Source organism: Stutzerimonas kunmingensis (assembly GCF_002929225.1).
Lineage (GTDB): Bacteria > Pseudomonadota > Gammaproteobacteria > Pseudomonadales > Pseudomonadaceae > Stutzerimonas.
Map to the genome: position 1 here is coordinate 163,048 of NZ_PISM01000018.1, position 13,926 is coordinate 176,973.

Here is a 13,926-nt window from a genome sequence, read left to right on the forward strand (position 1 = left end):
TCCTCGGATTCAGCCCATTGCTGCCAGGACTCCCGGCAATGCAAGGAGTGACCGATCCGAGGCGAAGTTAGTTCGTCGTTACCGGCACCAGCATGGCGTCGGCTACTTCGCGGCGCTTGCCGCGACCGGCCAGATGCTCCACCAGGGTCAGGGCGAATTCCAGGGCAGTCGCCGGGCCCTGGCTGGTGATGCAGTTGCCGTCCACCACCACCGGCTGGTCAAGGAAATGCGTGCCGGTAAGGTTGTCGCTCATGCCCGGGTAGCAGGTCACCTGACGGCCTTTGAGCACGCCGTAGGGATGCAGCGCCACCGCCGGCGCCGCGCAGATTGCCGCATAGTCCAGCCCGGCCGCGGCCTGCTGGCGTACGCGCTCGCCCAGTGGCTCCAGCTCGCCGAGGGTCTTCGCGCCGGGCATGCCACCGGGCAGCACGATCAGGTGGAAGTCCTGCGCCAGCACGTCGAGCAGCATGGCGTCGGCGGTGATCCGTGTACCGCGCGCGCACGTCAGCATGCGCCGCTCTTCGGCACTGGCCACCAGCACCTCGAACTCGGCACGCCGCAGCACGTCGATCAGGGTAACGGCCTCCAGGTCTTCGGAACCGTCGGCGATCGGAATCAGGACTCGTTTGCTCATGGCCTTCACCTGCTCAATGGAAATTCAACCGCGCTGCCGCCCGGTGTAAGATGCGCGGCTTTTGCGATGACACGCGAATCGCCCGCCAGAGGCGACAGCCCTCACACTGACCGGCACATAGAGGATCGACCATGCTGGAAAAGCTATTTCAACTCAAGGCGCACAACACCACGCTGCGCACCGAGGTCCTGGCCGGTATCACCACCTTCCTGACGATGGCCTACATCCTCTTCGTCAACCCGAGCATCCTCGCCGAAACCGGCATGGACCACGGCGCGGTGTTCGTCGCCACCTGCCTGGCCGCAGCCATCGGCTCGGCGATCATGGGCCTGGTTGCCAACTACCCCATCGCGCTGGCGCCGGGCATGGGCCTGAACGCTTTCTTCACCTACACCGTGGTCCTGACCATGGGTTACACCTGGCAGACCGCGCTGGGTGCGGTGTTCCTCTCCGGCGTGATCTTCTTCGGCCTGTCGATCTTCAAGATTCGCGAGTGGATCATCCACAGCATTCCGCTGGCCCTGCGTGCCGGCATCGCCGCGGGTATCGGCCTGTTCCTGGCGATCATCGCGCTGAAGAACGCCGGCATCGTCGTCGACAACCCGGCCACCCTGGTCGGCCTGGGCGACCTCAGCGCTGGCGGCCCGCTGCTGGCCTGCCTGGGCTTTTTTCTGATCGCAGCGCTGGCTTACCGCCAGGTTACCGGCGCGGTAATGATCGGCATTCTGGTGGTCACCGGCCTGTCGATCCTGCTCGGTCTGTCGCAGCTCAACGGCGTGGTCTCGATGCCGCCGTCGCTGGCGCCGACCCTTATGCAGCTGGACATCATGGGCGCGCTGGATATCGGCCTGATCAGCGTGATCTTCGCCTTCCTCTTCGTCGACCTGTTCGACACCTCCGGTACCCTGATCGGCGTGGCGCAGAAGGCCGACCTGCTGGACAAGGACGGCAAGATGCCGCGCCTGGGCCGCGCCCTGCTGGCTGACAGCACCGCAACCATGGCCGGCGCCGCGCTGGGCACCTCGACCACCACCAGCTACATCGAATCCGCCGCCGGTACCGCTGCCGGTGGTCGCACCGGCCTGACCGCCTGCGTGGTAGCCCTGCTGTTCCTGCTCAGCCTGTTCTTCGCCCCGCTGGCCGGTGCCGTGCCTGCCTATGCCACCGCACCGGCGCTGCTGTTCGTCGCCGTGCTGATGATGAGCAGCCTGGCCAACATCGACTGGGACGACCTCACCGTCGCCGCGCCGGTCGTGGTTGCCGCGCTGGCCATGCCGCTGACTTTCTCCATCGCCAACGGCATCGCCTTCGGCTTCATCGCCTGGACCGCGATCAAGCTGCTGGCCGGCCGCTGGCGTGAGCTGAGCCCGGCGATGTGGATTCTCTCGGCACTGTTCGTGGTCAAGCTGGGCTGGTTCGCCGGCTGATCGCAGCGTAGGGTGGATGACGCCTCATCCATCCACCAGATCGCCCAGAAGGTGGATGAGAAAAGCGTCAGCTGCGCGCCCCGATCCACCCTACGAATAGCGATCCGCAACATACGTTAATTCGCGGCAAGGCCGCCCCACGGAGCGAACTACTGTGGGAGCGGCCGGCGCCGTAAAGCTCCTCAAACCTCTGCACGAAGCCCCCGCCATGCCGCTGCCCAAGCTCGACCCCGCCCAATACGATGCCCAATTCGCCGAGAAAACCGCCCGGCTGGTGGAACTGCTGGCGCCGTTCGATGCACCGGCACCGGAAGTCTTCGACTCGCCCCGCGAGCATTACCGCCTGCGCACTGAATTCCGCCTGTGGCGCGAAGAAGGCCAGCGCCACTACGCGATGTTCGAGCAGGGCGACAAGCACAAGGCGATCCTGATCGACGACTTCCCCATCGCCAGTCGCCGCATCAACGAGCTGATGCCGCAACTGAAAGCGGTCTGGCAGGCGTCGGAAGTGCTCAGCTTCAAGTTGTTCCAGGTCGAATTCCTCACCACCCTGGCCGGCGATGCGCTGATCACCCTCGCCTACCACCGCCCACTGGACGAGGCCTGGCAGGCCGAAGCCGAGCAGCTCGCCGCCAACCTCGGCGTCAGCCTGGTCGGCCGCTCCAAGGGCAAGCGCATCGTCATCGGTCACGATTACGTGGAAGAAGCGCTGGTGGTCGCCGGGCGAACCTTCCGCTATCGCCAGCCCGAGGGCGCCTTTACCCAGCCCAACGGCGAGGTCTGCCAGAAGATGCTGAACTGGGCCTTCGACGTGCTCGGCGAGCGCGACGACGACCTGCTCGAACTCTACTGCGGCAACGGCAACTTCACCCTGCCGCTGGCCACTCGCGTGCGCCGCGTGCTGGCCACCGAGATCAGCAAGACCTCGGTCAATGCCGCGCTGGCCAATATCGCCGACAACGGCATCGACAACATCGAGCTGGTGCGTCTTTCCGCCGAGGAGCTGACCCAGGCGCTGAACGAGGTGCGCCCGTTCCGCCGCCTGGCCCATATCGACCTGAAGAGCTACGACTTCGGCAGCATCTTCGTCGACCCACCGCGCGCCGGCATGGACACGGACACCTGCGAACTGGCCCGTCGCTTCGAGCGCATCCTCTACATCTCCTGCAACCCGGAAACCCTGGCGCAGAACATCGCCCAGCTCGCCGACACCCATCGCATCGAGCGCTGTGCGCTGTTCGACCAGTTCCCATACACCCACCACATGGAATCCGGGGTGCTGCTGGTCCGCAAGTGATCGGCCCGACTGAACGCCGGCCGCCTGGCGGCGTTCCACATCCATAACCACTGACACGTTATGGATGTGACAGCATGCTGGTTTTCGAGCCGATCTATACCGATGGCCTGGCGCAGATTTCCTACATGGTGGGCGACAGCAATGCCGCGGTCGCCGCGGTGATCGACCCGCGGCGCGACGTCGATATCTACCTCGACCTGGCCCGCGAAAAAGGCCTGCGCATCGCCTACGCCATCGAAACCCACATCCATGCCGACTTCGTCTCCGGTGCCCAGGCGCTGGCCGAACGCAGCGGCGCAGAGATCATCGGCGGCTGCTCAGCGGACTACGGTTTCGAGCTGCGCCAGGCTGCCGATGGCGAGGTGCTGGAGCTCGGCCAGGTCAGCCTGGAAATCATCTACTCGCCCGGTCACACGCCGGAACACATCTCCCTGCTGCTGCGCGACAGCCAGCAGGGCAAACAGCCGTTCGCTCTCTTCACCGGCGACACCCTGTTCAACCTCGACGTCGGCCGGCCGGACCTGCTCGGCGAAGACAGCACCCGACAACTGGCCGCGCAGCTTTACGGCACGCTGTTCACCCGCTACCTGCCGCTGGGCGAACGCATCGAGATTTACCCGTGTCACGGCGCCGGCTCGGCCTGCGGCAAGTCCATCGGCGACCGCCACCACTCCACGCTCGGCAACGAGCTGCTGTTCAATCCGGCACTTAACCAGCAACGCAGCGAGCGTGAATTCGTCGACTGGCTACTAACCGACATGCCCGAGCCGCCGCGCCACTATGCGCGGCTGAAGAAGCTCAACACCCGTCCAGCGATGAATACCGGCGGTCCAGCGCTGCCGCCGCCGCTGGCACCGGAGGAGTTCCGCCAGCGCACCGCCGACCACAGCGCCGTGCAGCTGGTGGACCTGCGCTCGATCCTCGCCTTCGGCGGCGGCCATGTGCCCGGCGCGCTGAATATCGTGCTGCGCAACGAGTTCGTCAGCTGGGCCGGCTGGATGCTCGACGACCAGCGACCGATCTACCTGATCGGCGAAGACAGTCACGAAATCCACCAGGCGACGCTGCAGCTGTACCGCATCGGCCTCGACCACGTGGCGGGTTACCTGCGCAACGGCATGAGCGACTGGCAGAACGCCGGCCTGCCACTGGAGTGCGTCGGCGAATGGACGGTGCACGAGCTCGATCGTCGCCGCGACGATCCCCAGGTACAGGTACTCGACGTGCGTGCCCCCGAGGAGGTCGAGCAAGGGCGCGTGCCCGCCACGCCTTCGTCGCCCATCTGCCCGAAGGACTGGAGCAACTGGACAAGGACAGGACCGTGGCGACCTATTGCGGCAGCGGTTACCGCGCCTCGATTGCCGCCAGCATCCTCAAGCGCGAGGGTTTCCGCGACGTGGTAAACGTGCCCGGCTCGTGGCTCGCCTGGCAGAAGCACGATCTGCCGGTGGCGGAGCGCTAAGCCCGCCGCGGGGTAACCCGCCAAGGGTGGAAAACGGCCGACGGCCTTTTCGACTGCCCGGGCGCTTCCGCCCGCCGGATAAAGGCTATGCCGTTATCCGGCGGACGCTGCGTCAAATCATGCAAACCAGGGCCTTTTGCATCTCAGTACTCCACCTGCAATTCGGCGCTGCGCGGCTCGGCCTGACAGGCCAATGCCCAGCCCTGACGCACTTCGCTCTCGCTCAACACCTGATTGCTGCGCATGCTTACGCTACCCTCCAACACCCGGCACTTGCACGCGGCGCAGACGCCCGAGCGGCAGGCGCTCGGCGGCCGTAGACCGGCGTGCTCCATAGCCTCCAGCAACACCTCGCCGCGCGGCACGTCCAGCTCGTGACGGCGACCGTCGAGCGCGACCCGCAGGCGACTGCGACGGCCACCCGCTGCGGCCGTCGGCGCTGCGGCAGCAAAGCGCTCCAGGTGAATGCGCGCAGCATCCACACCCAGCTCGCCAAGCGCGGCACCGGCCGCATCCATGAACGGTTGCGGCCCGCAGATGAAGGCGTCGGCGGCTGACCAGTCAGCGATCTTCGCGGCAATCGCCGGGCCGCTCGGAACACCCTGCTCAGCAGCCAGCCAGATGCGCAGCTGCAGGCGCTCGGGGTAACGCACGGCCCATTCAGCCAGCTCTTCAGCAAAGATCAGCGAAGCGGCATCGCGGCTGGCGTAGAACAGACACACTCGCCCGCAGCCCTCGACCAGCGCCGCCTGCAGGATCGCCATCAACGGCGTGATGCCGCTACCAGCACCGAGCAGCAGCAAATCACTGTCCAGGCTGCGCGGCACGAACACGCCGGCCGGTGGCAGCGCCTCGACGCAGTCGCCCGCCTGCAGGTTATCCAGCAGCCAGTTCGACGCGCGACCACCAGGCACCCGCTTGATGGTGATGCGCAGCGCGCCATCCGCCTGCGGCCGCTGCGACAGCGAGTAGCAGCGCAGCAGCGCCGGCGCGGTACCGGGCACCTTCAGCGTGAGGAACTGCCCCGGCTGCGCGATAAAGCGTGCGCGCTGGGCGGCCGGCACTTGCAGGGTGAACGAGCAGCTGTCGGCGGTTTCGGCCTGGCGTGAGGCGATGCGCAGGCGGGTGAATTCACCGGCAACCGGTGTCGGCGACGATGCGAGTGAGGTCGCGATCGAAGTCGCTGCCGGCGCCAAGGCCGAAGCTGAAGTCGAAGCCGGCCCCGACTTGGGCACGCCGCGCAGCATCGGCCATACCGTCTTGCGGCGGAACAGCAGCACATAGCCGACATGCAGGCCGATCAGCCACAGCCCCAGGTTGGCGAAGAACTCGTGCACCTCTTCGGCATCGCTCATCCAGCCGATGAAATCGATGTCGCTGGCAGCACCGAACACCTCTGGCCCCACACCGGGCAGCGCAGCCAGCACGTCGCCGTTATCGACCATGCCCAGCCCGACCAGGCTGGCGACGGCAAAACTGCCCAGCGCACCCACCGTCAGCCACTTGCCGATTGCCGACAGGCCCGGCTTGCGGCGCTGTCCCTGCGGCGGCAGCAGCCTCGGAAAACCCCGCAGGCGCAGCGGCTCGATCAGCAGCCGCCACACCAGCAACGCCACAAGGCCGTAACCCAGCCAGATGTGCAGCGACTCGGCGTCGTCGCCAGTCAGGTACACCGCGAGGAAGAAACCGGCCAGCAGCCAGTGGAACAAGCGAAAGCGGTTGAAGGCAGCCACGGTGGCAATCCTCGATACAGGGAATGCCTACCTTGTATGCCCCGCAGCTGAAGCCAAGCTGAACGCTATCATTCGGCCACGTTCAGCTTGGCGTAAGGCTGCGCGCCTAGGCTGCGCTCATCCGTCCTGGAGACCGCACCATGAACGCTTACTGGATCGCCCTCGCCTGCTGCCTGAGCCTGCCGGCGCTGGCCGAAACCGAACACCCACTGCTGGCCGGCTACGCCGCTCAGGCCCGCCAGCAGGACGCGAACTTCACCGGCTTTTCCGCCGAGCACGGCAAGGCGCTGTACTTCGCCGAGGAGCAGCGCAACGGCAAGAGCATGAGCTGCACCACCTGTCACACCAGCGACCCGCGCCAGCCCGGCAAGACACCCGCCCATCGCAAGGTCGATCCACTGGCGCCAGCCGCCAACCCCGAGCGCTTCACCGACCTGAAGAAGGTCGAGAAATGGTTCCGCCGCAACTGCGACGACGTCTACGCCCGTGAATGCACGGCGCAGGAAAAAGGCGACTTCATCAGCTGGATCGACAGCATCCAATAGGAGCGCGCCATGAAGATCGCATCCATCGTTGCCGTCGCCGGACTGACCTCCGCCTTGGCGCTGACCGGCTTCAGCCTTGCCGATGACGACGACCATGATCGCCAGGGCTACAAGCGCCCCAAGCGCCTGGCGGTGCCGAGCGACGCATCACTGGTGTGGAAGGAAGAATGCGCCGCCTGCCACATGCTCTATTCCCCCGGCCTGCTGCCTGCCGATGCCTGGCGCGAGCAGATGCGCACCCTGGGCGACCACTACGGCAGCAACGCGTCGCTGGACCCGGTGCAGGAAAAGGAAATCCTCGACTTCCTGGTCCGCGCCTCGGCCGCCAACCGCCTGCCGGTGGAGCCGTCGCCCACCGTCGGCGAGCAACCACGCATCAGCCAGACGCGCTGGTTCGAGCACAAGCACGATGAGGTCAGCGAAGCCAAGTTCGCCCGCGAGTCGGTCGGCGGCCGCTTCAACTGCGTGGCCTGCCATCGCGACGCCGAACGCGGCGACTTCGATGACGATCGCGTGAAGATCCCGCGTTGAGCCACCCGATCCCACTGAGGTAATTCGTGACGACTTCCACTCTGCGCGGCGCCCTCGAGGCCCGCCAACAGCTGCAGATCGATCAGTTGCTGAGCGAGCGCGAGCTGCTCGACACCCGCCGGCGGCAGAAGCTGGTGTACTTCCTCGCCAGCAAGAACGCGTCGGCCGAACTGACGTCGCTGCACGCTCGGTAGCCGTCATCCAGGCTAACGCCGCCGACCCGCTGAATCTCAGCCCTCGCGCGCCTTGCGCGCCTGGTTCGGCGTCTTGGGCGGTTCTGTGGGGACGCCCACGCTGGCCAGCGGTACGCCGCCCGGCGCGGCCTCGCGCTCGCGATCACCGCTGCGGTTGGCCAGCAGGCTGGCAGTCGCGGTCTGTAGGTAGGCTTCGAGCTGGCGCTGCAACTGCGCCGCCTCGGCATCCGGCGCGAGGCGTTCGCCCTGCGGGTTGGCCCCCAGGCGATAGCGATACAGGCGCGCCGCTTGCTCCTTGGGCTGTACCAGCACGCGGTCACCGCGAATCATCGCCACCGTCTGGTCGCTGCCCGACGGTTTGATGATGCCGAAGCCCGGATCATCCGCCGCCAGGCTGAGCAGATCGCGGCCCCAGCACTGGTGCCGAACCTCGCCGCCAAGTCGGCCCATGATGGTCGGCACTACGTCGACCTGGGTACCCACCACATCGCGACGGCTGCCGAAACGCTCGGTAATGCCCGGCGCAATTAACAGCAGCGGCACGTTGAAGCGGAACAGGTCCATCTCGGTCACCTCCTCCGGCACCCCGAAGCCGTGATCACCGACTACCACGAACAGCGTCTGCTTGAACCAGGGCTCGTCACGCACCTGATCGAAGAACTGGCCCAGCGCCCAGTCCGAATAGCGCATCGCGGTCAGGTGCTGATCCAGCGCGCCATGCCCCTCGACGACGGCAATCGGCAACCGCTCCGGCAGGGCATAGGGCGTGTGATTGGACAGCGTCTGCAACAGCGCATAGAACGGCTTGCTGCGGTCCAGCTGCGCTAGCTCCTCGGCAGCGCGGGTGAACATGTCCTGATCGGATACGCCCCAGGTCGGGTCGGCGACGACGGGGTCGACGTAGTCGCCGCGGCCGATGAAGCGCGTCATGCCCTGATTGCTGAAAAATCCGGACTGGTTGTCCCAGGCAAAGTCGCCGTTGTAGACGTAGAGGTCGTTGAACGCCCGTGCGCTGAGCAGTTGCGGCAGGCCGGAGAAGCGGTTGCCACCCTCCGGCGTCTGCATCAGGTACTCGAAGCCCGGCAGGTTGGGGAAGCAGGCCATGCTGGCAAACATGCCCTGATGGGTATGGGTGCCATTGGCGAAGAAGCGGCTGAACAGCAGGCCCTCTTCGGCGAGGCGATCGAAGTTCGGCGTGATGCCTTCCCCGCTGCCCAGCGCGCCGACAAAACGCCCGGCGAAGCTCTCCATCAGGATCACCACCACGTTGCGCACCGGCAGCTGCCCGTCCGCCGGCGGACGGAAATCACGGCGTACCGGCGCCAGTGCGGCATCCACCAGTTGATCGTTGCCGGTCAGTAGCAGCTCGCGGGTGATCGCCTGCGCTTGCTCGGCCGGCAGCGTCGCCTTCCAGCTGTTGTCGCGGTGGCTTGAAAAGCGGTTTTTCGCCGCGTCATACAGCGACAGTGTCGCGTTCAGGCCGAGGTGATTGGCGAACATCGACTCGGTGGTAAAGGCATCGCCCCAACGCAGCGGCGGTCCCTGGCGCAGCGTGCCTCGGGCAGCCACCACGCAGACCAGTATCAGCACGCCGAATACCGCCGCGCGGGTATACCAGGCCGAGCCGCGGCGGCGCGCGGCGGTCTCGCGCACAGCCGGCGCGCCACGGGTCAGCCGCTCCAGCCAGCCGAACAGGGCGTACATCGCCGCGCTCGCCACACCCCAGCTCGCCAGCAGTTGCAGTACCGGGAAGCCATGCCAGAGCATGCTCAGCACGGTGGCCGGATCTTCCTGCAGGTACTGGAACACCAGACTGTTGAGGCGCTGATGGAACTCGCGATAGAAGTTCAGCTCGATCAGCCCGAGCAGGATCGTCAGGCTGGCACACACACTCAACCACAGCCGCAGCAGGCCGCGGGCGGCCATCACGCGCACGCTCAGCACGCCCAGCAGCAGCGGCAGCAGGATGTATACCGTCACCCGCAGGTCGAAGCGCAGGCCGTTGCCGAATGCCTCGACGAAGCTGGCCAGCGGCGTGCTGCCGATCAGTTCGCGGTTGAACAGCAGCAAGCCCAGCCGCAGCAGCGCAAACAGCGCCAGCAGGGCCAGCGCACTGGCGAACGTGAAGCGCAGGTGCGCGGCCAGGCAATTGAAGCCGGACGCCGGGCGCTCTCGAGCAGAGCGTCGCAAAGAGGAAAGCATGGGTACGTCCTTCAGGGGATGAGGATCACCGCCCAGACCAGACCGATCAGGCACAGCGCCAGCAATTGCGCGGCGCTGCCCATGTCCTTGGCCTGTTTGGCGAGCGGATGCAGTTCGAAGGAGATGCGGTCGACCGTCGCCTCGATGGCCGAGTTGAGCAGTTCGACGATCAGGCCGAGAAACACCACGGCAATCAGCACGGCGCGCTCGACGCGGCTGACGTCGAACAGAAACGCCAAGGGAATCAGCAGCAGATTCAGCAGCACCAGCTGGCGAAACGCCGCTTCGCCTCTATAAGCGGCCTTGAGACCTGCAGCCGAATAGCCGGACGCGTACCAGATACGCGCCAGTCCGCTGCGCCCCTTCAGCGCCGCACCGTCGGCCGGCACGTCGACGCTGGCCACGGCATCGGTAGCCGCGCAGGTCGGCTCAGATGACATCGCAGCGCAACTCGCTGAAGGTGCGGTGGGCGGCCAGCAATCGTTGCCAGTCCTGTTCCGGCATGGCCTGGCGATGACGCTTGAGCTGGCGCAGGTCATGCCGTGCCGCGGCGCTACGACGTAGCCGGCGGCGGCTCTTTTCCAGATCGAGCAGGGCGACCTCGACCCCGGTCGCGTCACCTTCGCCGTGAACCCTGATGAAGATGTGCTTGGGATAGCAGCAGCCGTGCTGCCAGCGCGCCTGGTGGATGCGACCGAGGCTAATTCCGACCGCTGTCAGCATGCGCTCCTGTACCGTCGGACCGAAGCGCCCCCCCAAGTCCTGTTGATACCAGTCCTCCAGGCTGACGAAGCCTTCCAGCTCCGCCGTCACCAGCAGCGCCTGCCACTGCCCGGCCTGTTGTCGCGTGCCGCAGTAGACCAGTTCCGGCACCTGCACGCCGAGCCGGCCGAATGCTTGCAGCGCCTGCAGTTCACGTAGCGCCGTGGGCCGACCAAACGGATGCAGTAATGAGCGATACAGGTGGCCGATCTGCCGTTTGCAGTACAGCAGCGGCTGCTGCGGATCGCGTAGCCGTATCCGTTGCACGCCGCTTTCGCCGGCGCGCCGCTGATTGGGCTCCTCGACCCATTCGCCCTGGGTGTTCCACCAGCGCTGGAAGGTGCTGGTACGCGCTTCGCGGGCCGGCAGTACGAGAGGTCGGCTCATGTTCAGCCCCGCTTGCGCAGCACGTAGACCCGCCACATGGCGTAGCCCGGGAGAAAGTCATTACGGTCGAGGATGTCGAAGCCGGCCTCGGCGAATTCCTTCTCGATCACCGAGCGCGCGACGACGAAGCGGTTCTGGTTGTCCTTTGCCGGCCGGCGACGCTCCAGGCGCTTGCGCTTCCAGGCCTTGTAGTTGCCATCGACCCACAGCGAGACGATCAGCGTGTCACGGGTGACGCGGTGAAACTCACGCAGCATCGCCAGCCGGTGCGCCGGGTCGGCGATGTGGTGCAGCAGGCGCATGCAGAAGATGTTGTCTACGGCGTTGTCGCCCATGTCGATGGCGAAGGCGGAGGTCTGGAAGCTCTCGACCCGATAAAGGATTTCCCGCGACTGCGAGCCTTCGGCGATCGCCAGCATGTCGGCGGAGTTGTCGGCGGCAAAGATCATCCGGCTTGGGTGCTCGGCCAGCAGCGGCCAAAAGCGCCCGGCGCCGCACGGCAGGTCCAGCACCAGATCAGGATCGCCGGCGATCTTCAGCGCGCGGCGCGCCATCTGCTCGTCACGCCAGTGCGACAGCCGCCGGGCCAGGCCATCCTGATGCTTGTGCAGGTATTCGTAGGCGTGCTGACGGTCGTACTTGCGCGAGAACTCCAGTTCGATAGGGCTCGATGTGGTCATGGCGGGCATTCCGGTTGGAAACGGAACGCCAAACTAACCAGGCAGACATCAAGGGCCCGTCAACGGGATGTGAAAAAAACGTCAAACAGCGCCGTCATGAAAGCGCACCTGAAAGCAGCTGCCCTGCGGTTGCCGCGGCACCACACCTACCTGCCAGCCCTGGTGCGCGCAGATCCGCTTGACCAGCGACAACCCCAGTCCCAGCCCTTCGCCGCGCCCCTCGGCACCCCGCACGAACGGCTGGAACATACGCTCCTGCTCCGCCAGGGGAATGCCCACGCCGCTGTCCTCGACGCGAAAGCCACCGTCGTCGAGGACCAGCCGCACCGTGCCGCGGTCGGTGTAATGCAGTGCGTTGCGCAGCAGGTTGGACATCACCGTGCCGAGCAGGGTGTGGTTGTAGACGCCGCGGTCCTCGCCCTCCTCCAGCAGCTCGAAGGCCAGGCCCTTCTCCGCCAGCAACGGTGCCCAGCGCTCGCTCTGCTCGGTCGCCACGCTCCGCAAGCTGGCGTCGCCGGCCAAGGACGTCTGTTGCGGACGCGCCCGCGCCAGCATCAGGAAGGTTTCCACCAGCTCGTGCATTTCCCGCGCGGCGCGCTGGATGCGCGCCAGCGGTCGCTGCGCGGCTGGCGACAGCTCGGCCTGCTGCTCGAGCAGCTCGCAGGCGCCGAGCACCACCATCAACGGGGTGCGCAGTTCGTGGCTGACATCGGCGGTGAACAGCCGCTCGCGCTCCAGGGTCTGGCGCAGCTGGCCGAGGGTGCTGTCGAACGCCGCGGCCAGATGGCCGACCTCGTCGTCGGGATACTGCAGGGCCAGCGGCGGTGCCAGCGGATGCAGTTGGTCGCGGTGGCGTACCTGGTTGGCCAGGCGGCTGACCGGTGCCAACACCCGGTTGGCCATCAGCCGCCCCAGCGCCCAGGCGCCGAGCACGCTGAGCAGAAAGCCGGCCAGCACGACGTTGAACAGCGCATCCTCACGGGCCTCGAACTCGTGCTGCTCCTGCACCAGCACGTAGCGCTCAGCGCCGACATTGCGCACATAGACGTAGTAGGCATCGTCACCGCGAACCAGCTCGGTGAACCCCTCGCCGAGCCCGGCAAACGCCTTTGGCATCGGGTGCTCGGGCAGATGCGAGGCGAAGAAGTGGGTGCTGGTATCCAGCTGCGGTGTCCGTCCCTTTGGCAGGTCCTCGTTGAGCACGATGTCCAGGTCGCGACTCAGCTCCTCGGTGACCAGCTGCTCTTCGATGAAGTGCACGACGCCGACGATGCCGAGGGCGAACGCACCGCTCACCACCAGCGTCATCAGCGTGAAGGCGATGACGATCCGCCGCGCCAGCGGCTGCTTAGCGAGCATCGCAGTCCTCCGCCAGGCGGAAACCAAGGCCGTGCACGGTATGCAGCAACGGCTTGGCGAACGGCTTGTCGAGCACCTGGCGCAACTGGTGGATATGGCTGCGCAACGCATCGCTGTCCGGCACGTGATCACCCCAGACGGCATCTTCCAGCGCTTTGCGGCGCACCACCGCCGGGCTGCGCTGCATGAGGATCGCCAGCAGCTTGTGGCCGATAGGGTTGAGGCGAATCGGCTGGCCACCACGACTGGCTTCCAGGGTGTCCAGGTCGTAGCAGAGATCGGCCACCTGCAGCTGCCGGCGACGCGATCCCTGGCAGCGACGCAGGATCGCCTCGATACGGGCAACCAGCTCGGACAGCGCGAAGGGCTTGATCAGATAGTCGTCGGCACCGGCCTGCAGCCCCTTGATGCGGTCAGGCAGCGCATCGCGGGCGGTGAGCATGATGATCGGCGTATCGCGCCCGGCATCGTCGCGCAGGCGCTTGCACACCTGCAGCCCGTCGATGCCCGGCAGCATCAGGTCCAGCACGATCAGGTCGTAGTCCTGAGTGGCGGCCAGGTGCAGGCCACTGAGGCCATCCTGCGCGCAGTCGACCACGTAACCCTTGAGCTCGAGGTAATCCAGCACGTTGGCCAGGATGTCGCGGTTGTCTTCGATGACGAGAATTCGCATATCGGTTCGCTAGCAGGCAAATGACGGAATTTTCACGCCT

General features: G+C 66.1%; 14 protein-coding genes and 1 pseudogene. 7 read left to right on the top strand and 8 right to left on the bottom strand.

From position 1 onward, the window contains the following. Window positions 1–67: 67 nt before the first annotated feature. Entirely contained in the window at window positions 68–634 is a 567-nt protein-coding gene (locus tag CW305_RS11265; protein WP_104097935.1) for a DJ-1 family glyoxalase III, read from the bottom strand. 131 nt (window positions 635–765) lie between these two features. Here CW305_RS11265 and CW305_RS11270 point away from each other — a divergent pair, with 131 nt between their 5' ends. The 4 genes and pseudogenes from CW305_RS11270 to CW305_RS23720 all read left to right on the top strand — a co-directional run bounded on the left by CW305_RS11270 (window position 766) and on the right by CW305_RS23720 (window position 4,820). Then, window positions 766–2,061: an NCS2 family permease gene (locus tag CW305_RS11270; RefSeq protein ID WP_104097936.1), complete on the top strand. Its 1,296-nt coding sequence runs from the start codon at window positions 766–768 to the stop codon at window positions 2,059–2,061. Between the two features lie 208 nt (window positions 2,062–2,269). Continuing rightward, entirely contained in the window at window positions 2,270–3,358 is a 1,089-nt protein-coding gene (trmA, locus tag CW305_RS11275; RefSeq protein WP_104097937.1) for a tRNA (uridine(54)-C5)-methyltransferase TrmA, read from the top strand. A gap of 125 nt (window positions 3,359–3,483) precedes the next feature. Then, window positions 3,484–4,278: pseudogene (locus tag CW305_RS23715) on the top strand (MBL fold metallo-hydrolase); the annotation flags it as partial. A gap of 245 nt (window positions 4,279–4,523) precedes the next feature. Continuing rightward, entirely contained in the window at window positions 4,524–4,820 is a 297-nt protein-coding gene (locus tag CW305_RS23720; protein ID WP_245890994.1) for a rhodanese-like domain-containing protein, read from the top strand. Window positions 4,821–4,963: 143 nt separating this feature from the next. On the opposite strand, the gene CW305_RS11285 is transcribed toward CW305_RS23720, so the two are convergent. Beyond that, on the bottom strand, window positions 4,964–6,553 hold the full coding sequence (locus CW305_RS11285) for a 2Fe-2S iron-sulfur cluster-binding protein (RefSeq protein ID WP_104097938.1): 1,590 nt from the start codon (window positions 6,551–6,553) through the stop codon (window positions 4,964–4,966). A 140-nt stretch (window positions 6,554–6,693) separates the two neighbouring features. Here CW305_RS11285 and CW305_RS11290 point away from each other — a divergent pair, with 140 nt between their 5' ends. Genes CW305_RS11290 through CW305_RS23445 form a run of 3 tightly spaced genes read left to right on the top strand, consistent with a single transcriptional unit; the run spans window position 6,694 to window position 7,823 of the window. Further along, window positions 6,694–7,098: a DUF1924 domain-containing protein gene (locus CW305_RS11290; protein WP_104097939.1), complete on the top strand. Its 405-nt coding sequence runs from the start codon at window positions 6,694–6,696 to the stop codon at window positions 7,096–7,098. 9 nt (window positions 7,099–7,107) lie between these two features. Continuing rightward, window positions 7,108–7,629: a diheme cytochrome c gene (locus CW305_RS11295; RefSeq protein WP_104097940.1), complete on the top strand. Its 522-nt coding sequence runs from the start codon at window positions 7,108–7,110 to the stop codon at window positions 7,627–7,629. A gap of 26 nt (window positions 7,630–7,655) precedes the next feature. Then, entirely contained in the window at window positions 7,656–7,823 is a 168-nt protein-coding gene (locus CW305_RS23445; RefSeq protein ID WP_179484797.1) for a hypothetical protein, read from the top strand. A 36-nt stretch (window positions 7,824–7,859) separates the two neighbouring features. Here the strand turns inward: CW305_RS23445 and CW305_RS11300 are convergent, their stop codons facing one another. The 6 genes from CW305_RS11300 to CW305_RS11325 form a co-directional block, all read right to left on the bottom strand. Next, complete coding sequence (locus CW305_RS11300; RefSeq protein WP_104097941.1) at window positions 7,860–10,025, bottom strand: LTA synthase family protein; 2,166 nt, start codon at window positions 10,023–10,025, stop codon at window positions 7,860–7,862. Window positions 10,026–10,036: 11 nt separating this feature from the next. After that, window positions 10,037–10,465, bottom strand: coding sequence for a diacylglycerol kinase (locus CW305_RS11305; protein ID WP_046617841.1), 429 nt, complete (start codon window positions 10,463–10,465; stop codon window positions 10,037–10,039). Next, complete coding sequence (locus tag CW305_RS11310; protein ID WP_104097942.1) at window positions 10,455–11,174, bottom strand: lipopolysaccharide kinase InaA family protein; 720 nt, start codon at window positions 11,172–11,174, stop codon at window positions 10,455–10,457. Before CW305_RS11310 ends, CW305_RS11305 begins: the two co-directional genes overlap by 11 nt. Window positions 11,175–11,176: 2 nt before the next feature. Further along, window positions 11,177–11,854 carry a class I SAM-dependent methyltransferase gene (locus CW305_RS11315; protein WP_104097943.1) on the bottom strand — a complete coding sequence of 226 codons (678 nt, stop codon included), beginning with the start codon at window positions 11,852–11,854 and terminating at the stop codon, window positions 11,177–11,179. 81 nt (window positions 11,855–11,935) lie between these two features. After that, window positions 11,936–13,213, bottom strand: a complete 1,278-nt coding sequence (locus CW305_RS11320; protein WP_104097944.1) for a sensor histidine kinase — start codon at window positions 13,211–13,213, stop codon at window positions 11,936–11,938. Next, window positions 13,203–13,886, bottom strand: coding sequence for a response regulator transcription factor (locus CW305_RS11325; protein ID WP_104097945.1), 684 nt, complete (start codon window positions 13,884–13,886; stop codon window positions 13,203–13,205). The genes CW305_RS11320 and CW305_RS11325 overlap by 11 nt, the downstream gene beginning before the upstream one ends. Between the last annotated feature and the right edge of the window lie 40 nt (window positions 13,887–13,926).